The organism is Streptomyces sp. HNM0645 (assembly GCF_030056615.1).
In the GTDB taxonomy this organism is placed as follows: domain Bacteria; phylum Actinomycetota; class Actinomycetes; order Streptomycetales; family Streptomycetaceae; genus Streptomyces; species Streptomyces marianii.
Window position 1 is genome coordinate 1 of the sequence record NZ_JASHLT010000013.1, and the last position, 18,928, is coordinate 18,928.

At 70.0% G+C, this 18,928-nt stretch carries 17 protein-coding genes and 1 tRNA gene; 7 read left to right on the plus strand and 11 right to left on the minus strand.

All coding sequences use genetic code 11. From position 1 onward, the window contains the following. Positions 1-190 precede the first annotated feature (190 nt). The 4 genes from QMZ92_RS10220 to QMZ92_RS10235 all read right to left on the minus strand — a co-directional run bounded on the left by QMZ92_RS10220 (position 191) and on the right by QMZ92_RS10235 (position 3,635). On the minus strand, positions 191-535 hold the full coding sequence (locus tag QMZ92_RS10220) for a rhodanese-like domain-containing protein (RefSeq protein WP_283296934.1): 345 nt from the start codon (positions 533-535) through the stop codon (positions 191-193). An 88-nt stretch (positions 536-623) separates the two neighbouring features. After that, positions 624-1,547: a J domain-containing protein gene (locus QMZ92_RS10225; RefSeq protein ID WP_283296935.1), complete on the minus strand. Its 924-nt coding sequence runs from the start codon at positions 1,545-1,547 to the stop codon at positions 624-626. A gap of 58 nt (positions 1,548-1,605) precedes the next feature. Next, the gene (locus QMZ92_RS10230; protein ID WP_283296936.1) at positions 1,606-3,045 is read right to left on the minus strand and encodes a DUF2252 domain-containing protein; all 1,440 of its coding nucleotides are present in this window, start codon (positions 3,043-3,045) and stop codon (positions 1,606-1,608) included. A 236-nt stretch (positions 3,046-3,281) separates the two neighbouring features. Then, a complete protein-coding gene (locus tag QMZ92_RS10235; RefSeq protein WP_283296937.1) occupies positions 3,282-3,635 on the minus strand; it encodes a winged helix-turn-helix transcriptional regulator in 354 nt (117 codons plus the stop codon). A gap of 131 nt (positions 3,636-3,766) precedes the next feature. Between QMZ92_RS10235 and QMZ92_RS10240 the strand changes: the two genes are divergently transcribed. Further along, positions 3,767-4,381, plus strand: coding sequence for an FMN-dependent NADH-azoreductase (locus QMZ92_RS10240; RefSeq protein ID WP_283296938.1), 615 nt, complete (start codon positions 3,767-3,769; stop codon positions 4,379-4,381). Positions 4,382-4,492: 111 nt separating this feature from the next. Here QMZ92_RS10240 and QMZ92_RS10245 read toward each other — a convergent pair whose 3' ends face one another. From QMZ92_RS10245 to QMZ92_RS10255, 3 genes are all read right to left on the minus strand, one after another. After that, the gene (locus tag QMZ92_RS10245) at positions 4,493-5,152 is read right to left on the minus strand and encodes a response regulator transcription factor (protein WP_283296939.1); all 660 of its coding nucleotides are present in this window, start codon (positions 5,150-5,152) and stop codon (positions 4,493-4,495) included. 38 nt (positions 5,153-5,190) lie between these two features. Continuing rightward, a complete protein-coding gene (locus tag QMZ92_RS10250; protein WP_283297034.1) occupies positions 5,191-6,873 on the minus strand; it encodes a sensor histidine kinase in 1,683 nt (560 codons plus the stop codon). Positions 6,874-7,130: 257 nt separating this feature from the next. Then, a tRNA-Leu gene (locus QMZ92_RS10255) sits at positions 7,131-7,217 on the minus strand. Positions 7,218-7,772: 555 nt separating this feature from the next. On the opposite strand from QMZ92_RS10255, the gene QMZ92_RS10260 reads away from it, so the two are divergent. From QMZ92_RS10260 to pknB, 6 genes are all read left to right on the plus strand, one after another. Next, positions 7,773-8,633, plus strand: coding sequence for an FHA domain-containing protein (locus QMZ92_RS10260; RefSeq protein WP_283296940.1), 861 nt, complete (start codon positions 7,773-7,775; stop codon positions 8,631-8,633). Between the two features lie 10 nt (positions 8,634-8,643). Further along, positions 8,644-9,156: an FHA domain-containing protein FhaB/FipA gene (locus QMZ92_RS10265; protein ID WP_283296941.1), complete on the plus strand. Its 513-nt coding sequence runs from the start codon at positions 8,644-8,646 to the stop codon at positions 9,154-9,156. A gap of 156 nt (positions 9,157-9,312) precedes the next feature. Next, complete coding sequence (locus QMZ92_RS10270; RefSeq protein WP_283296942.1) at positions 9,313-10,812, plus strand: PP2C family protein-serine/threonine phosphatase; 1,500 nt, start codon at positions 9,313-9,315, stop codon at positions 10,810-10,812. 27 nt (positions 10,813-10,839) lie between these two features. Next, the gene (locus QMZ92_RS10275) at positions 10,840-12,267 is read left to right on the plus strand and encodes an FtsW/RodA/SpoVE family cell cycle protein (RefSeq protein ID WP_283296943.1); all 1,428 of its coding nucleotides are present in this window, start codon (positions 10,840-10,842) and stop codon (positions 12,265-12,267) included. After that, entirely contained in the window at positions 12,264-13,727 is a 1,464-nt protein-coding gene (locus QMZ92_RS10280; RefSeq protein WP_283296944.1) for a peptidoglycan D,D-transpeptidase FtsI family protein, read from the plus strand. The genes QMZ92_RS10275 and QMZ92_RS10280 overlap by 4 nt, the downstream gene beginning before the upstream one ends. Positions 13,728-13,908: 181 nt before the next feature. Continuing rightward, positions 13,909-15,906, plus strand: a complete 1,998-nt coding sequence (pknB, locus tag QMZ92_RS10285) for a Stk1 family PASTA domain-containing Ser/Thr kinase (RefSeq protein WP_283296945.1) — start codon at positions 13,909-13,911, stop codon at positions 15,904-15,906. Between the two features lie 274 nt (positions 15,907-16,180). On the opposite strand, the gene QMZ92_RS10290 is transcribed toward pknB, so the two are convergent. Genes QMZ92_RS10290 through QMZ92_RS10305 form a run of 4 tightly spaced genes read right to left on the minus strand, consistent with a single transcriptional unit; the run spans position 16,181 to position 18,896 of the window. Then, entirely contained in the window at positions 16,181-16,861 is a 681-nt protein-coding gene (locus tag QMZ92_RS10290) for a class E sortase (RefSeq protein ID WP_283296946.1), read from the minus strand. A 57-nt stretch (positions 16,862-16,918) separates the two neighbouring features. Next, a complete protein-coding gene (locus tag QMZ92_RS10295) occupies positions 16,919-18,103 on the minus strand; it encodes a class E sortase (protein WP_283296947.1) in 1,185 nt (394 codons plus the stop codon). Then, the gene (locus QMZ92_RS10300) at positions 18,100-18,738 is read right to left on the minus strand and encodes an aminodeoxychorismate/anthranilate synthase component II (RefSeq protein ID WP_283296948.1); all 639 of its coding nucleotides are present in this window, start codon (positions 18,736-18,738) and stop codon (positions 18,100-18,102) included. Before QMZ92_RS10300 ends, QMZ92_RS10295 begins: the two co-directional genes overlap by 4 nt. Beyond that, positions 18,735-18,896 carry a hypothetical protein gene (locus tag QMZ92_RS10305; protein WP_283296949.1) on the minus strand — a complete coding sequence of 54 codons (162 nt, stop codon included), beginning with the start codon at positions 18,894-18,896 and terminating at the stop codon, positions 18,735-18,737. The genes QMZ92_RS10300 and QMZ92_RS10305 overlap by 4 nt, the downstream gene beginning before the upstream one ends. Positions 18,897-18,928 lie beyond the last annotated feature (32 nt).

An 18,928-nucleotide genomic window follows, 5' to 3' on the forward strand; every position in this document is an offset into this window, starting at 1 on the left:
GCAGCGACAGGCAGAGCACCCAGACGCTTCTCCACCACGGACGTCACCGCCACTTCAAGACGCTGACGCTGAGACCGTGGCCGCGGGGACCGGGAAGTCATCGACACACCCGATCCAACGCCACACCCCCGGCCCAGGACACCCCCAGGCCGGTCACACCATACGAATCAACGACCCGCGAAGTACGGGTCTAGAGCACGAAGGCCGGGTTGCCGCTGTCCGTGACCATCGGACGGCCGGCGGAGTCCCAGGCCTGCATCCCGCCGTCGATGTTCACCGCGTCGATGCCCTGCTGCACCAGGTACTGGGTGACCTGGGCGGAGCGGCCGCCCACCCGGCACATCACATAGGCCCGGCGGCCGCCGGCCACGGCCTCGGTGACCTCACCGAAGCGGGCCACGAAGTCGCTGATCGGGATGTGCACCGCGCCCTCGACATGGCCGGCCGCCCACTCGTCGTCCTCCCGGACGTCGATCACCAGACCGCTGGCGGGCACGGAAGCTGCATCCACCGAGGGCAGCTGGGCGAAGTTCATGGTCGGACCCTCTCTCGTACCTGGACTCGTCATGCCTCCCGCCCGCCGTACGTCCCGGCGCGAGCGAGTGGGCAACCTCCCGGAAAAGCTACTGCACCAGGGCGGCCAGCTCGGCCTCTCGCTCCGCGACCTGTGCCAGCAACTGCTCCGCGATCTCCTCGAGCAGCCGGTCGGGGTCGTCCGGCGCCATCCGCAGCATCGCGCCGATCGCGCTCTCCTCCAGGTCCTGGGCGACCACGGTCAGCAGTTCCTTGCGCCGCGCGAGCCACTCGAGGCGGACGTAGAGCTCCTCGGCCTCGCCGAGCCGTGCCTCATCGGGCGCGGGCCCCGCCTCCCACTCCCTCGTCAGCTCCCGCAGCAGCGCCTCGTCACCGCGCCCGTACGCGGCGTTGACCCGGGTGATGAACTCATCCCGGCGCGCCCGCTCCTTGTCCTCCTGGGCGAGGTCGGGGTGGGCCTTGCGGGCGAGCTCACGGTAGAGCCTGCGGGCCTCGTCCGTGGGCCGCACCCGCTTGGGAGGCTGCACGGGCCGGTCGGTGAGCATGGCCGCGGCCTCGGCGGACAACCCCTCGGAGTCGACCCAGCTGTGGAAGAGCTCCTCGACGCCGGGCATCGGCATCACCATCGCCCGTGCCTCCCGGGCCTTGCGCAGATCCTCGGGGTCTCCGCTCCGGGCCGCCCGCGCCTCGGCGATCAGCGCGTCGAGTTCGTCCAGACGCGAGTACATCGGACCGAGCTTCTGGTGGTGCAGCCGCGAGAAGTTCTCCACCTCGACCCGGAAGGTCTCGACCGCGATCTCGAACTCGATCAGGGCCTGCTCCGCGGCGCGTACGGCCTTCTCCAGCCGTGCCTCGGCACGCTCGGACTCCTCAGTGGCGTCCTCGCGCACGCCGTCGGCGCCGGGCGGGTCCTGCGCCGCCCGAGCGTTCTTCACGTTCTGATCGTCCACGCGGTGGTCGTCCTGCTCGTCCTCGTTCCGGGTGGCCGGGCCCCCGGGAGCGTCCTGAGTCACCCGCCCAGCGTATGGCAGAGCACCAGTCGCTCCGGCGGGCGGACGGACGATGCGCCCGTCACACACCCAGCTCGGCGGCTATCCGTCCACTGCGGACGGCGGTGACCAGATCGGCGTGATCGGCCTCGGTCCGGTCCGCGTAGACCACCGCGAAGCCGGCCACGGCCTCGTCCAGCTCCTCGCTCTTGCCGCAGTAGCCGGCGACCAGTCGCGGATCGACGCTGTGCGCGTGGGCCCTGGCCAGCAGCGCACCGGTCATACGGGCGTAGTCGTCCACGTGGTCCGCCGCGAGGGCGGCGGGATCCACGCTGCCCTTGCGGTTGCGGAACTGCCGCACCTGGAAAGGACGGCCCTCCACCGTCGTCCAGCCCAGCAGGTTGTCACTGACCACCTGCATCCGTTTCTGGCCCATCACCACACGACGCCCCTCGTGCGGAACTCCGGGGACCTCGAAGCCGGCGGCGGCCAGATGCGGCACCAGCACGGAGGGCCGTGCCTCCTTCACCTGCAGCACGAGCGGCTCGCCCCGGTGGTCCAGCAGCAGCACCACGTAGGACCGCGTCCCCACGCTGCCGGTACCGACGACCCGGAAGGCCACATCGTGGATCGCGTAGCGCGCGAGCAGCGGCAGCCGGTCCTCCGAGACGGTCTCCAGATACCCCGCGAGTGATGTGGCGACAGCCGCGGCCTCCGCGTCGGAGACCCGGCGCAGCACCGGCCGGGCGTCCACGAAGCGCCGGCCGCCGTCCTCCGACGCCTCGGTCGACTTGGCGGCGAAACGCGCGCTCGTGTTGTTCTTGGCCTTCTCCGAGACCCGCTCCAGCGTGCCCACCAGGTCACGTGCGTCGGCGTGCGAGACGAGCTCCTCGTCCGCGATGGCGTTCCACGCGTCCAGCACGGAGAGCTTCGCCAGCAGCCGCATCGTGCGCCGGTACGACCCGGCCGCGTCGTACGCGGCCTTGCGGCAGACGTCCTCGTCGGCGCCGGCCTCGCGGCCGGCGAGCACGAGCGAGGTGGCGAGACGCTTGAGGTCCCACTCCCAGGGGCCGACGGCGGTCTCGTCGAAGTCGTTGAGGTCGATCACGAGACTGCCGCGTGCATCGCCGTACAGACCGAAGTTGCCCGCGTGAGCGTCGCCGCAGATCTGTGCCGCGACGCCCGTGACCGGCGTGCCCGCCAGGTCATGGGCCATCAGCCCGGCGGAGCCGCGCAGGAACGCGAACGGGGTGGCCGCCATCCTTCCCACACGGATCGGTGTGAGTCCGGGGACCCTGCCCCGGCTGGACTCCTCCACGGCCCGCACCGCGTCGGGCCGCCCCTCGGGGAGCACCATCGTGGCGTGGGAACAACGCGGCACCTCCCGGCGCAGTGCCTTGCCGTCCCGCTTCGGGGAGTCCGGCACACCGCCCGGCACCCGGCGGGCGAAGCCGGTGACCTCCGGTATGCGCGCCTCGTCCGACGCCGTCCGCCGGTACGCCACCGTTTCGGTCCCACTCATGGCGTGACCGCCTCCCCCCGCTGTCGTGCAACATCAAGTGCCCACGACCGTACCGTCCGACCAGGCCGCCGTCTCCCCCTGTGGAAAACCGCGGCCGTCGTCCGCTTCACCGGCTCCGCGACACCGCAGGGGCCCCAAGAGCGCCGCCCACCGGAGATCGGGGCATCGGGACGCCATCCGATGGCGAAAGCCCCGGGAGGACCCTCCGGACCCGCGGGATGTCATGGACGACGTCCTCAGCAGGCCCCGTCCTCCGCGCCGCCGGGAAGGTGCGACTCCGCCCAGCGGCCCAGTTCCTTGAGCGCGGGCTCCAGCGCCGCACCGGCGTCGGTGAGCCGGTAGGCGACACGCAGCGGCGGGCCCTCGTCGACCTCGCGCACGACCAGCCCGGCCGCCGAGAGTTCGGTCAGCCGGTCGGACAGCATGCGCTCGCTGATCCCCGGGATGGCCCGTCGAAGCTCGGCGAAGTAGACCGGCCGCTGCAGCAGCACCGACACGATCTGACCGGTCCAGCGCTTTCCGAACAGCCCGAAGACACGCGTGATCCCCCCGTCGACCTGCTGGCACGCGTGCTCTCCGTGTTCCGCCATGCCTCCAGAGTACTGCCTCCCCGTGCGGAGGTGAAAAAAAGTAAGGACCTGTGTTATCTGTAGTTACGAACGGAACGGCGGCGGATACTTCCCATCTCCCGCCGGCCCCCCATCCCCTCACGGAGAACCCCATGGCCACGCTGCTGCACATCGATTCCGCCCTCTTCCCGCAGGGCTCCGCCTCGCGCGATGTCACCGCCACGTTTGTGAAGACCTGGTTGGAGGAGCACCCGGAGGGCAAGGTCGTCTACCGCGACCTGGCCGCGAACCCCCTGCCCCACCTGGACTTCGCCGCGGTGTCCGCCGGCGCGGACGACGCGCTCCGGGCGGAACTCGCCACCGAACTCGCCGATGCCGACGCTGTGTTGATCGGCGCCCCGATGTACAACTTCACGATTCCGTCCACCCTCAAGGCATGGCTCGACCAGGTGATCATCGTGGGTCACAACGCGGGCACTCCGGACGGACCCCTGTCCGGCACTCCCTTCACCGTGGTCGCCAGCCGGGGCGGTTCGTACGCTCCCGGTACGCCCCGGGAGGACTTCGAGTTCGTCCAGAACTACCTGGAGAAGGTGTTCGCCGGGATGTTCGGGGCCAAGGTGGACTTCATCGTCCCCGAACTCACCCTGGCGCCCAGCAAGCCCGAGATGGCCGAGCTCGTTCCGCTCGCCGAGGCCTCCCGTTCCAAGGCGTTCGCGGATGCCGCGCGGAAGGCCAAGGACCTGGCGGCACGGCTCGCCGCGTAAAGGCAGTCCCGGGGGCACGAGCGGCTCCCGCCGATGTTCCACGTGAAACCCTCCGCCACGGCCCTCGGGAGGGCCGTGGCGGAGGGACGTGCCCAGCGCCGACGCCCGGCCCTACAGCCCGGCGTCCCGCGCCAGCAGCGCGGCCTGCACCCGGTTCTCGCAGTCGAGCTTGGCCAGGATCCGGCTCACATAGGTCTTCACCGTCGCCTCGCTCATATGCAGCCGGCGCCCGGCGTCCGCGTTGGACAAGCCTTCCCCGAGCAGCGCCAGCACCTCGCGCTCACGGGCGGCCAGCGCCGCGACTCTGGCCCTGGCCTCCTCATCGCGCGTCGCCACCCGCCCCGAGGCCAGCTGGTCCACGACATGGCGCGTGGCAGCCGGCGAGAGATAGGCGTCCCCGGCCGCCGCCGCCCGCACCGCGCGAATCAGCTCCGCCGGAGCGGTGTCCTTGAGCAGGAATCCCGCGCCGCCGTGCTCCAGCGCTCGTAGTACGTTGTCGCGCTCACCGAAGGTCGTGAGCACGATGACGCGAGCGGTGGGAACCGCGCGGCGCAGTTCGGGCAGCGCGGTGAGTCCGTCCATCACCGGCATCTGGATGTCCAACAGCACCACGTCCGCCCGGTGCGACCGCGCCAGCTCGACGGCCTCACGGCCGTTGGCCCCCTCGGCGACGACCTCTATCTCCGGATCGGAGGTGAGGATCATCCGGATCCCGGCCCGGATCAGCGGCTCGTCGTCGGCGATCACGACCCGGATCGGCGAACCGGTCACAGACCCCCCTCTGCTCCCCAGCACCTGGCCGCTTACGCCTAGCGCCTGACCTCGTAGGACTTCTTCTCGACCAGCTTGCCGTCCTTGAAGCAGAACCGGAACACCGGCTCTGAGTCCAGACTCTCCCCGATCTCCGAGGACATCAGCACCAGGCACCGCGAACCCGCCGGCTCCGTCGGCCCCTTGCCGTCCAGTCCCTCGGTGGCGATCGTGTCCCCGCTCGGCAGCTGGTCCCGTACCGTCTTCTCGGCCGTTCCGACCTTGATCGCCTGGTACTCGGAGGGCTCGATCATGCCCTTGTCGAGGGAGCCGACCAGGAAGAACATCCCCACCAGAACAGCGATCCCCAGCAGCATCACGACACCCAGCGCGATTCCGCACCCCACGGCCACCCCGCTGAACCTGCTGTTCCCGTTCTTGCCGCCCATCGCCCACTCCCTCTCCGAAACGGTCCGGTCCATGACCGAAACACCGTCCCCGTAGAGGGTCTTCGCCGACTGCCGCCGGAAGTCGTCCGCCGGGTCGACGAACGGCGATGCTTCCCCGATGCCGTACGGAAGGACTCCCGCCACCCGGAAACCGCCGCCGGGGACCGGACCGGCGTGCACCATTCCGCCCACCAGCCGGGCGCGCTCGTGCAGTCCCGTCAGCCCCTGTCCGCCACTGACGACGTGGCCGACCACGTCCGAGGCCGCTCCGTTGACGATCTCGACGACGAACGAGTCCGGTTCGTAGCGCAGATCCACCGTGATCGGCGCACCGGGCGCGTGTTTGTAGGCGTTGGTGAGGGCCTCCTGGACGATGCGGTACGCCGCGTGGTCGGCGGCCGCCGCGAGTGGCCTGGCCTCCCCCGAGTACTTCAGCTCCACCGCGTTCCCCGCGCCCCTGGCCGCGTCGACGAGCGCCGCGATGCCTGCCGTGCCGCGAGCGGCCCGGCCCGACTCGTCCACTGACGCGGGCGCGGGCGCCTCCACCCCGTCCCTGAGTATCCCGACGACCTCGCGCAGCTCGTGCATGGCGGTCACCGACGCCTCCCGCAGCACCCCGACCACCTCACGCTGGCGCGGGGTGAGTTCGCGGTCGACCTCGAGGGCCCCCGTGTGCACGGAGATGAGCGCAAGCCGGTGCCCGAGGCTGTCGTGCATGTCCTGAGCGATGCGCTGCCGCTCCCTCAGCCGCGCCTGCCCGGCGACCATGGCACGCTCACGCAACAGCTGGCTGTTGCGCTCCTGCAGGGTGTGCAGAAGGGTCCGCCGCTGTGTCCAGTACCGGCTGGCCAGGCCGGGGACGACCGCGACCGCGAGGAAGTAGAGAGTGGTGAGCAGCACCAGCGTCAACGCGGTCGAGGGCGACCAGGTGTCGACGAGCGAGACGGTGACACAGAGTGCATAGGCACCGGCGAACGCGGCCACGGCCCGGCCCGCCCCGGTGATCCGGCGTCCGGCCGACCAGCCCGCCGCCATCATCAGCGGGAGGAACCCGTTCCCCACCGGCGTCAGCGCGGCGGTCACCGCCAGCACGGTCGCCGGCAGTCTCCGCCGCATCAGCGACAGGCCCGCGATCGCGACGGCCTCGGCCAGCACGGCCGGGACGGACGCCCCCAGCGCCTGTCCCAGACCCACCGCCAGGAGGGCGAGCAGCAGCGCGACGGTCGCCTCGCCCGCGAGTCTGCGCCGGGACCACAGCTCCGGCGGCGCCAGCCATCTGCCGCCCGACCGCACCCCGGCCCATATCTTCGATGACGCGTCCACGACCGCACCCTAGGCAACCGTGTCCCCCCGTCACTGCCCACTTTCGTCGCACACACGTCCGACGAAGGTTGCGAGGCCCGCTCTCAACCGTGGAGACGAAGCGCATATGAAAAGGATCGACCGGACGGATCGGAGTCCGATGAGGACCGGTCCTGGGGGAACTCAACGAGAAACGGGCCCCACCAGGACTTTCGTCACTGGTGAGAACCCGTTTCGTCGGTTTCTCTTGGTGCGCGAGGGGGGAGTTGAACCCCCACGCCCTTGCGGGCACTGGAACCTGAATCCAGCGCGTCTGCCTATTCCGCCACCCGCGCATTTGGGTGATGCCCCCTGCCCCCTCACCTGTTCGGTGCGAGCGCCTGGCGACATGCAGAAGATTAGCACGGTGCGGAGGGTGGATTCACATCCGTTGTTTCGGGCGGCCCCCGGCGGCGGAGAACACAGCAGAGGCCTGCCGGGCAGGCCGCGCACCGCCTCCGGTGCCGGGCCCCGGGCACCGCCTCGGCCGAGTGACGGGCACCCTCACCGGCCCCTGCGACGTTGAAGGAGCGAAGGCGGCGGACGGGCACCGGCCACACAAGCGGAACCCGCGGAGGAGAAGAGGCAGGGCTGGAGGACGAGGACACGGACAACCGGAGAGGGACAGACGAAGGAACGCAGCGCGGCCGCCGGCACTCCTCCCGGGTGCACGTCCCCCCGCTCCCCCGGGGTGCACCCCGGGTGCGGGACACTGTCAGGAGGCCGCCTCTACGATCCGTGTGAGAGGTGACACTCATCGACGGGGCAGACAAGGGGAACCAGCCGATTTCCCGACGCGTGGATACGATCAGTAAGCAGTACCAGGACGACATCGACGGAGGAGGTGCCCCATGGGAGTTCTGAAGCGTTTCGAGCAGCGGCTCGAAGGTCTGGTCAACGGCACCTTCGCCAAGGTCTTCAAGTCCGAGGTCCAGCCGGTCGAGATCGCGGGCGCCCTCCAGCGCGAGTGCGACAACAACGCGACGATCTGGAACCGGGACCGCACGGTCGTCCCCAACGACTTCATCGTGGAGCTGAGCGCGCCCGACTACGAGCGACTCAGCCCCTACTCCGGCCAGCTCGGCGACGAGCTCTCCGGACTGGTCCGGGACTACGCCAAGCAGCAGCGCTACACCTTCATGGGCCCGATCAAGGTCCATCTGGAGAAGGCCGACGACCTCGACACCGGTCTGTACCGGGTGCGCAGCCGCACCCTCGCGTCGAGTACGTCACAGTCACCCGACCGCGCCCACGCCGGCCCGGAGGCGGGTCACGCGGGCGCCCCGCAGGGGGCCCAGCGCGGCGGGTACGGCTACCCTCCTGTCGGTGCACCTCCCATGCCGCCCGCCCCGCCGTCCGGCGGAGGCAGGCCCGGCCCGGGAGCAGCCCATGGCGGGCGTCCGACGGCACCCGGTCCGATGCCGGGCGCCCAGGTGCGCCGCTGGATCGAGATCAACGGCACACGCCACCAGATCTCCCGCCCGACGATGGTGCTGGGCCGCAGCACCGACGCCGACGTGCGGATCGACGACCCCGGCGTCTCCCGCCGGCACTGCGAGATCCGGACCGGAACGCCCTCGACGATCCAGGATCTCGGGTCCACCAACGGCATCGTGGTGGACGGGCAGCACACCACCCGCGCTACGCTCCGCGACGGCTCGCGGATCGTCGTGGGCAGCACCACCATCGTTTACCGGCAAGCCGAAGGGTGAAGCGGGGGCAATGTCAGAGCTGACCCTGACGGTCATGCGGCTGGGTTTCCTGGCCGTTCTGTGGCTGTTCGTCATCGTGGCCGTCCAGGTCATCCGTAGCGACCTGTTCGGCACCCGCGTCACGCAGCGCGGCTCGCGCCGCAACGCCGAAGCGCGGCCGCAGCAGGCCGCGCGCCAGGCGGCCGCGCCTCCGCAGCAGCGCCAGCAGGCGACGCGCCAGCGCCGGGGGGCGCCCACGAAGCTGGTCGTCACCGAAGGCTCACTCACCGGCACCACGGTCGCGCTGCAGGGTCAGACGATCACGCTGGGCCGTGCGCACGATTCCACGATCGTGCTGGACGACGACTACGCCTCCAGCCGGCATGCCAGGATCTACCCGGACCGTGACGGCCAGTGGATCGTCGAGGACCTCGGGTCCACCAACGGCACGTATCTCGACCGGACCCGGCTCACCACCCCGACACCGATTCCGCCGGGCGCGCCGATCCGCATCGGCAAGACAGTCATCGAGCTGCGGAAGTAGTACGACAATGAGCGAGCGGAGCGAGCGAGCCGCGGCGGTCCGCACGGACCGCGCAGCGGTCCCGGCGACGGACCGGGGCAGGCTCCCGACCGGAGGGTGGGCAGTGTGGCTCGAGACCGGCTGTACCCCGAGGCAGCGTCGACAGGGCAGGTGCACATGAGTCTGTCACTGCGCTTCGCGGCCGGATCGCACAAGGGCATGATCCGGGAGGGCAACGAGGACTCCGGTTACGCCGGTCCGCGTCTTCTCGCGATCGCCGACGGCATGGGCGGCCAGGCGGCCGGCGAGGTCGCCTCGTCGGAGGTCATCTCCACGCTCGTCCAGCTCGACGACGACATCCCGGGCTCGGACATCCTCACCTCGCTCGGTACCGCCGTGCAGCGGGCCAACGAGCAGCTGCGCCTGATGGTCGAGGAGGACCCCCAGCTCGAGGGCATGGGCACCACGTTGACCGCGCTGCTGTGGACCGGACAGCGGCTCGGCCTCGTGCACGTCGGCGACTCCCGCGCGTACCTGCTCCGCGACGGGGTGCTGACCCAGATCACGCAGGACCACACCTGGGTGCAGCGGCTCGTCGACGAGGGCCGGATCACCGAGGAGGAGGCCACCACCCACCCGCAGCGCGCCCTGCTGATGCGTGCGCTGGGCAGTGGCGACCACGTCGAGCCGGATCTCTCCATCCGCGAGGTGAGGGCCGGCGACCGTTATCTGATCTGCTCCGACGGACTGTCCGGCGTCGTGTCCCACCAGACGCTGGAGGACACCCTCGCCAGCTACCAGGGCCCGCAGGAGATCGTGCAGGAGCTGATCCAGCTCGCCCTGCGCGGTGGCGGCCCCGACAACATCACCTGCATCGTCGCGGACGTGCTCGACACGGACTCCGGCGACACCCTCGCCGGCGCGCTCAGCGACACCCCGGTCGTCGTCGGCGCCGTCGCCGAGAACCAGGCTCAGCTGGGTGACGGCGGAGCGATGCAGCCCCCGGCCGGCCGCGCGTCCGGCCTCGGCCGGCCCGCCGCACCGCCGCAGGGCGGCGGCTTCGGTCCGCCCGGGAGCGGCGACGACGTCGGCTACGGCGGGATGCCGCCGGAGGGCGGCTACGGCACGTACACGGACGAGGACTTCGTCAAGCCGCGCCGCGGCCGTAGGTGGCTGAAGAGATCCTTCTTCATCGCGCTCGCGCTGGGCGTCGTGGGCGGCGGCCTCTACGGCGGATACCGCTGGACGCAGACCCAGTACTACGTCGGCGCGAACGAGGACCACGTCGCGCTGTACCGGGGCATCAGCCAGGACCTGGCCTGGCTCTCGCTCTCGAAGGTCGAGAAGGACCACCCCGAGATCGAACTCAAGTACCTGCCGCCCTACCAGCAGAAGCAGGTCAAGGAGACCATCACCGAGGGCAGCCTCGGCGATGCCCGCGACAAGATCCAGGAGCTCGGCGCACAGGCCGCCGTCTGCAAGAAGGACGAGCAGCGCCGGGCCGCCGCGGACCGCGCCGCCGGCACGCCGCCGGGCGAGGGCCAGGCCGGCGGTACGACCGGCACGCAGCCCTCGACCCAGTCCGCCCAGACCAAGCCGACCGCAGCGTCTCCCTCTCCGGGCCCCACCCTCTCGGAGGAGGAACAGAAGCTGGCCTCGAACTGCGGCAAGCAGTAAGCACCCGTAGGGGGGCCTTTCTCCACCATGAGCGTTGTCACCAACACGACCACCATCGGCGCCATCGACGCGCCGAGCCGCCGCAACACAGAGCTCGTGCTGCTCGCGTTCGCCGTCGCGATCCCGGTGTTCGCGTATCTCAACGTGGGGCTCGCGCTCGACGGCGAGGTGCCGTCCGGCATGCTCGGCTACGGGCTCGGCCTCGGGCTGATGGCGGCCGTCGCCCACATCGTCGTGCGGAAGTTCGCCAGGTACGCCGACCCGCTGCTGCTGCCCCTGGCGACGCTGCTCAACGGGCTCGGGCTGGTGCTGATCTGGCGGCTGGACCAGTCGCCGCGGCTGAACGCACGCCCCGACTTCGCCCCGCAGGCGACGAACCAGCTGATGTACTCGGCTCTCGGCATCGCGTTGTTCGTCGGCGTGCTGATGATCCTGAAGGACCACCGCGTCCTCCAGCGCTTCACGTACATCTCCATGGCGGCGGCGCTGGTCCTGCTGATCCTGCCGATCGTGCCGGGTCTCGGCGCCGACGTCTTCGGCGCGAAGATCTGGATCCGGGTGGGCGGGTTCTCCATCCAGCCCGGCGAGTTCGCGAAGATCGTCATCGCGGTCTTCTTCTCGGGCTACCTGATGGTGAAACGGGACGCGCTCGCCCTGGCCAGCCGCCGGTTCATGGGCCTGTACCTGCCGCGCGGCCGCGACCTCGGCCCGATCCTCACGATCTGGGCGATGAGCCTGCTCATCCTGGTCTTCGAGAACGACCTCGGCACCTCGCTGCTGTTCTTCGGCATGTTCGTGGTCATGCTGTACGTGGCCACCGAGCGGACGAGCTGGATCGTCATGGGCCTGCTGATGTCGGCGGGCGGCGCCGTGGTCGTCGCGCAGTTCGCGAGTCACGTCCAGTCCCGCGTCGCGGCCTGGCTCGACCCCTTCGGTTGCCTGGAGACCGCGCCCGAGCGCTCCAACATGATCAACGCCTGTGACCAGATGACCCAGGTCCTGATGTCGTTCGGCGCCGGCGGCACTCTCGGCACCGGCCTCGGTCAGGGCAATTCCGACCTCATCAGCTTCGCCGCGAACTCGGACTTCATCTTCGCCACCGTCGGCGAGGAGCTCGGCCTGACCGGCGTCATGGCGTTCCTGCTGCTGTACGGCCTGATCATCGAGCGCGGTATCCGCACGGCTCTGGCCGCCCGGGACCCGTTCGGCAAGCTGTTCGCCGTCGGTCTCTCCGGCGCCTTCGCCCTCCAGGTCTTCGTCGTGGCCGGCGGTGTGATGGGACTCATCCCGCTGACCGGTATGACCATGCCGTTCCTCGCGGCCGGTGGCTCCTCCGTCATCGCCAACTGGGCCCTGATCGGCATCCTCATCCGTATCAGCGACACCGCGCGCCGTCCGGCGCCGGCTCCCGCCCCGTCCCCCGATGCCGAGATGACCCAGGTGGTCCGACCGTGAACAAGCCCCTGCGCCGCATCGCGATCTTCTGCGGCCTCCTGGTCCTCGCCCTGCTCATCCGGGACAACTGGCTCCAGTACGTCCGCGCGGACGAGCTCAACACGCACAAGCTCAACCGCCGGGTGCAGATCGAGCGTTACGCCCACGAGCGCGGCAACATCATCGTCGACGGCAAGCCGATCACCGGCTCGGTCGAGACGAAGGGCAGCGACTTCAAGTACAAGCGCACGTACACCAACGGGCCCATGTGGGCGCCCGTCACCGGGTTCGCCTCGCAGGCCTTCGACGCCAACCAGATCGAGAAGCTCGAGGACGGGATACTGACCGGCAACGACGACCGGCTGTTCTTCGACCGCACGATGGCGATGTTCACGGGCGAGAAGAAGAAGGGCGGCGACGTCGTCACCACCCTGAACGGCAAGGCCCAGGAGGCCGCGTTCAAGGGACTCGGCGACAAGAAGGGCGCCGTCGCGGCGATCGACCCGCAGACCGGCAGGATCCTGGCGCTGGCCTCGACGCCGTCGTACGACCCGTCGGTCTTCGCGGGCAACTCGCTCAAGGACTCCGAGAACCGCCAGGAGCTGCTCAACGACAAAGACAAGCCGATGGTGAACCGCGCGCTGCGCGAGACCTACCCGCCCGGTTCCACGTTCAAGGTCGTCACCGCGGCCGCCGCACTGGAGAACGGCGTGGTCGAGGACATCGACGCGCCGACGGACACCCCCGAGCCCTACCTGATCCCGCTCTCGCGGACGCCGATGAAGAACTCGCACGGCGGCTGCGAGAAGGCGAGCCTGAACGCGGCCATGGAGGTGTCCTGCAACTCCGTCTTCGCCAATCTCGGTGACAAGGTGTCCCGGGACAAGATGGTGGAGATGGCCGAGAAGTTCGGCTTCAACAACGCCGAGATCGACACGCCGGTCCGGGCCTCCGCGTCCGTCTACAACAAGACCATGGACCGCGGCGGCAACGCGCTCTCCTCGATCGGCCAGTTCGACACCGCCGCGACACCCCTGCAGATGGCCATGGTCACCGCGGCGATCGCCAACGACGGCAAGCTGATGAAGCCGTACATGATCGACCAGCTGCGGGCGCCCAACCTGGACGTGATCCAGACCTTCGAGCCGGAGGAGATGAGCCGGCCGGTCTCGCAGGAGAACGCGCAGCTCCTCCAGCAGATGATGGAGAACGTCGTCGAGAAGGGCACCGGTACCAACGCGCAGATCAACGACGTCACCGTCGGCGGCAAGACCGGTACCGCCCAGCACGGTGTCGGCAACAGCAAGCGCCCGTACGCCTGGTTCATCTCGTACGCCAAGACCGACAACGGTTCGCCGGTCGCGGTCGCCGTGGTCGTGGAGGACTCCAGCGGCACCGCGCGCGACGACATCAGCGGCGGCGGACTCGCCGCTCCGATCGCGCGTGACGTGATGAAGGCGGTGCTCGACGGCAAGGAGTGACGGATGTCACTGTCCTGGCCTCTTCCCGCCTCATACCCGCACAATGCGATACCGGTCGCGTATCAGGTCCCGGCCATGGGCGGATGAGGAGCCCCCTGGCCGGTAGCGTATGCGCGAACAGCACACCGCCGGAGCACACACACGGGTGCGGTCGGGACTGACGGAGAGGGCTGGAACAGTTATGGAAGAGCCGCGTCGCCTCGGCGGCCGGTACGAGCTGGGCTCGGTGCTCGGCCGTGGTGGCATGGCCGAGGTCTACCTCGCCCACGACACCCGGCTCGGTCGCACCGTTGCCGTGAAGACGCTGCGGGCCGATCTCGCCCGTGACCCGTCCTTCCAGGCCCGGTTCCGCCGTGAGGCCCAGTCGGCCGCCTCCCTGAATCATCCCGCGATCGTCGCCGTGTACGACACCGGCGAGGACTACGTGGACGGCGTCTCCATCCCGTACATCGTGATGGAGTACGTGGACGGCTCCACGCTCAGAGAGCTGCTGCACTCCGGGCGCAAGCTGCTGCCCGAGCGCACGCTCGAGATGACCATCGGCATCCTCCAGGCCCTCGAGTACTCGCACCGCAACGGCATCGTGCACCGCGACATCAAGCCGGCGAACGTCATGCTGACGCGCACCGGCCAGGTCAAGGTGATGGACTTCGGCATCGCGCGCGCCATGGGCGACTCGGGCATGACCATGACCCAGACCGCGGCCGTGATCGGCACCGCCCAGTACCTCTCTCCGGAGCAGGCCAAGGGCGAGCAGGTCGACGCCCGGTCCGACCTGTACTCCACGGGCTGTCTGCTCTACGAGCTGCTGACGGTCCGGCCGCCCTTCGTCGGGGACTCCCCGGTGGCGGTCGCCTACCAGCACGTTCGGGAGGAACCGCAGGCACCGAGCGTCTTCGACCCCGAGATCACGCCCGAGATGGACGCGATCGTCCTGAAGGCGCTGGTCAAGGACCCGGACTACCGCTACCAGTCCGCCGACGAGATGCGGGCCGACATCGAGGCGTGCCTCGACGGCCAGCCGGTCGCGGCGACGGCGGCGATGGGAGCCGTCGGCTACGGCGGCGCGTACGGCGCCCAGCAGGGCCGCGGCGGCGACCAGCAGACGACGGCGCTGCGCCAGGCGGACCCGGGCGGCCAGACCTCGATGCTGCCGCCCATGAACCCGGACGACGGCGGATTCGGCGCGTACGACGACCGTCCGGACCGCCGCCGCCAGAAGAAGTCGAACACCTCCACGATCCTGCTCGTCGTCGCCGGCATCCTCGTGCTGGTCGGCGCGATCCTGATCGGCAAGGCGGTCTTCAGTCAGAACGAGGCCGGCGGCAAGGTCGACGTTCCGCAACTGGTCGGCAAGCCGTTCGAAGAGGCCAAGCAACTCGGCGAGAACGCCAAGGTCAAGGTCGCCCAGTCCGGCACGGACCGTTGCGACCAGCCCAAGGGCAGCGTTTGCAGCCAGACCCCCAACAGCGGTCAGATGAACCAGGGGGACACCGTCCAGGTGGTCGTCTCCGAGGGCGCACCGCTGGTCAAGGTGCCGGACGTCACGAAGGACTCCGGAGAGGACGCCGTCAAGGAGCTGAAGGACAAGGGCTTCGAGGTCGAGACCGAGTCGGTCGAGTCCGACCAGGAGCGCGGCACGGTCGTCGAACAGGACCCCGAGGGCGGCACCCGGGTGGAGAAGGGTGAGACCGTCACCCTGAAGATCGCCAAGCAGGAGACGAAGCCCGTACCGGACGTGGTCGGTCAGCAGTTCGACCAGGCCAACCAGCAGCTGACGACCCTCGGGTACACGGTCGTGCGACAGGACGTCGACGGCGCCGAGCCGGCGGGCCAGATCATCGCGCAGGACCCGACCGCGGGCTCGAAGGAGGCCAAGGGCATCACGATCACCCTGAAGGTCTCCAAGGGCCCGCAGACGCCTCAGGCCCAGGTGCCGGAGGTGCGGAACCGCACTCTGGGCGAGGCCAGGGCCCTGCTGCAGCAGGCCGGATTCAACAACATCCAGGTGCAGGGCGACCAGAACGACAACGCCCGGGTGATCCAGCAGACCCCCCAGCCGGGAACCCAGGGTGACCCCGCTCAGACCCAGGTGGTGCTGTTCACGCTCCCCGGTGGTGACGGCAACGACGGCGGGGGCAACAACGGCGGCGGATTCATCGGCGGACGCGGCGACTGACCTCCCGGCCACCGCACGCCCGGGACACGGGAAGAAGCCCCGGCACCCATCAGGTGCCGGGGCGTTCCCATGTCCGACTGCGGTCCTCCAACTCGCACGTGCGAGCCCCGGCCGCACCCGGTCCGCGGATCTCCCCGCTACGGCTCGCGGTGTCGCGCTCCGGGCCCGGCGCCGTGCCGTACGGTGGCGGGGCTACAGGGGCGAGGTCACGACCTCCCGGCCCGCACGGGCCGGAGAAGCGCGGGTCACGGTGCCGCGCTCGCAGCGGCCTCGCTCACGACTGCCGCAGCTCCGCCGGCGGCGTGCGGTCCCGGTCGACCTTCTCCGTGCGCTCGAGTTCGCCCCACACGATGTAGCGGTAGTCCGAGGTGTAGATCGGCGTGCAGGTCGTCAGCGTGATGTAGCGGCCCGGCTTCGTCCGGCCCGACTCCTTCGGCACGGGCTGGAGCACGTCGACGTTGTACTTGGACGTCTCCTTGAGGTCCTTGAAGACCTTGTAGATGTACCAGGTGTCCACGGTCTCGAAGACGATCGAGTCGCCCGTCTTGATCTTGTGGATGTTGTGGAACTTGGCGCCGTGGCCGTCCCGGTGGGCGGCGAGGGTGAAGTTGCCCTGCTTGTCGGCCGGGAGAGCCGACGCGATGGGGTCGACGTAGTAGCCCGCCACCCCGTTGTTGAGGGTCTTGGGATCGGTGCCCTTCTTGACCAGGACCTCGCCGTTGTTCATGGCGGGCACGTGCAGGAAGCCGATGCCGTCCTTGGTGTCGAGCGCACCGGGGCCCCCGGCCCAGCGGTCGCGGACGCGTTCGCCCTGCTCCGCGGCCTCACGGTCGGCGATGACGTTCGTCCACCACAGCGAGTAGACGACGAAGAGGGCCAGCACCAGCCCCGCGGTGATCAGCAGCTCGCCGAAGACACTGATGACGCCGGCGATCCGGCTGCGCGCACGTGCCACTGCACCTGTCCCTGTCCCAGTCCCTGTTGTTCTCTCGCCCGGAGCGACGCCCGTCCGTCAGCCGACGAGCGCGTCCGGCTTGCCCTTGCTGCGCGGGCGTTCGTCGACCATCTTGCCCCACACGATCATGCGGTACGTACTCGTGAACTCGGGCGTGCACGTCGTGAGCGTGATGTACCGGCCGGGCCCGGTGAAACCGGATCCGGCCGGCACGGGAGCGATCACCCCGACGTTCGAGGGCGAGGTCTGCGGCAGGATGCTGTGCATCTCGTACGTGTAGTAGGTGTCCTGCGTCTCGACGACGATCGGGTCGCCCTGTGCGAGCCGGTTGATGTACCGGAAGGGCTCGCCGTGGGTGTTGCGGTGCCCGGCGACCGCGAAGTTGCCCTGCTTGTCCTCGGGCATCGCCGTCTTGAGCCCGCCCTCGGCGTAGTGGCCGACCATGCCCCGGTCCAGTACCCGGTGCTTGTCGATGCCCTCGGCGATCGGCACGACGACGTCGAGCTTGGGGATGTGCATGATGGCGAAGCCCTGGCCCGGTTCGAACGCGCCCGGGGCCCGGCCCTTCGCCCAATCGTCCTGGATCTTGCTCGCCGCGGCGTTGGCCTGCTGGCCGGCCAGGATGTTGGTCCACCACAGCTGGTACGTGACGAACAGCAGCATGAGGACGCCGATGGTGATGAACAGCTCGCCGAAGGCCCGGCTGGCGATCACTGCCGGGCTGTCCTTGGCCGCCCGGGCCGCCCGCCGAGCCTCCACGCGGGAGAGCGGGGCCCCCGTCTCCGAGGGTTTGGGCGCCGCGGGCCGGGCGGTCGGTGCCCGGCGTCTGCGGCCCCGTCCCTGTGCTTTGGCCGCCCTACGGCGCTCTGCGCGGCCTCCGGTGGGCCGCTCGGGCTCCGACGGGCCCGTTCCGGGCACCCGAAGCCCCGCGGTCTCGTTCTCGGGCGGGAAGAACGGCGACGGCACGGCCGCGGTCGGACTGTCGGCTCCAGTCCCTGACGGCGACGGGTACCCAGCCCCCGTCATGGAGCCGGTCCGGCCCCGGACCCGGCCCCGGGACTGCTCCTGGACCTGGGTCTCTTCCCGGCCCCGGGGATACGCCTGCTGTCCGTGCAAGTCCTCCTGGTACGCCGCGGGGTACTGGCCGTGGTCGGGCCACTCCCGTGGCGGGGACTGCTGCGGTCCGCGCTGTCCGGGAACATCCGGAGCGCGGTACCAAGGCGGTCCCCCCTCGCCGTTCACGCCAGGGCCTTGCCCACCACCGGCGCGAGCCCCGCCGACCGGCCCACCGCCCCCGCGTCACCGCATTCCACCAGCCAGTTGGCCAGCATCAGATGGCCGTGCTCCGTGAGCACCGACTCGGGGTGGAACTGCACACCCTCGACCCGCTTCACCCTGTGGCGCAGGCCCATGATGATTCCGTCCTCCGTGCGGGCCGTGACCTCGAGCTCGTCGGGTACGGTGCCCGGCTCCGCCGCCAGCGAGTGGTAGCGGGTCGCCGTGAAGGGAGAGGGCAGCCCGGCGAACACGCCCTTGCCCTCGTGCCGCACGAGCGAGGTCTTGCCGTGGAGGAGTTCGGGCGCCCGGTCGACCACCCCGCCGTAGGCCACGGCCATCGACTGCATGCCGAGGCAGACGCCGAAGACGGGGACGTCGGTGGCGTCGCAGTGACGGACCATCTCGATGCACACCCCGGCCTGTTCGGGGGCACCCGGCCCCGGGGACAGCAGCACCCCGTCGAAGCCGTCCTGCGCATGCGCAGTGGACACCTGGTCGTTGCGCACGACCTCGCACTCGGCGCCCAACTGGTAGAGATACTGAACGAGGTTGAAGACGAAGCTGTCGTAGTTGTCGACGACGAGAATCCGCGCGCTCACTGGCCGTCCACCGTCACGTCGTTGAACGGAAGCAGAGGCTCCGCCCAGGGGAACACGTACTGGAAGAGCACGTACACGACCGCGAGGGCCAGCACGAGCGAGATGAACGCCCGCACCCACGCGTTGCCCGGCAGATGCCGCCAGATCCAGCCGTACATGCCGTCCCTTTCCTTTCGGTACGGGACCAGAT

Excerpts from the sequence above, each read along its gene's own strand:
- QMZ92_RS10220 (WP_283296934.1), bottom strand. The coding sequence starts at position 535 with ATGAACTTCGCCCAGCTGCCCTCGGTGGATGCAGCTTCCGTGCCCGCC.
- QMZ92_RS10230 (WP_283296936.1), bottom strand. The coding sequence starts at position 3,045 with ATGAGTGGGACCGAAACGGTGGCGTACCGGCGGACGGCGTCGGACGAG.
- QMZ92_RS10235 (WP_283296937.1), bottom strand. The coding sequence starts at position 3,635 with ATGGCGGAACACGGAGAGCACGCGTGCCAGCAGGTCGACGGGGGGATC.
- QMZ92_RS10240 (WP_283296938.1), top strand. The coding sequence starts at position 3,767 with ATGGCCACGCTGCTGCACATCGATTCCGCCCTCTTCCCGCAGGGCTCC.
- QMZ92_RS10260 (WP_283296940.1), top strand. The coding sequence starts at position 7,773 with ATGGGAGTTCTGAAGCGTTTCGAGCAGCGGCTCGAAGGTCTGGTCAAC.
- QMZ92_RS10265 (WP_283296941.1), top strand. The coding sequence starts at position 8,644 with ATGTCAGAGCTGACCCTGACGGTCATGCGGCTGGGTTTCCTGGCCGTT.
- QMZ92_RS10270 (WP_283296942.1), top strand. The coding sequence starts at position 9,313 with ATGAGTCTGTCACTGCGCTTCGCGGCCGGATCGCACAAGGGCATGATC.
- QMZ92_RS10275 (WP_283296943.1), top strand. The coding sequence starts at position 10,840 with ATGAGCGTTGTCACCAACACGACCACCATCGGCGCCATCGACGCGCCG.
- pknB (WP_283296945.1), top strand. The coding sequence starts at position 13,909 with ATGGAAGAGCCGCGTCGCCTCGGCGGCCGGTACGAGCTGGGCTCGGTG.
- QMZ92_RS10305 (WP_283296949.1), bottom strand. The coding sequence starts at position 18,896 with ATGTACGGCTGGATCTGGCGGCATCTGCCGGGCAACGCGTGGGTGCGG.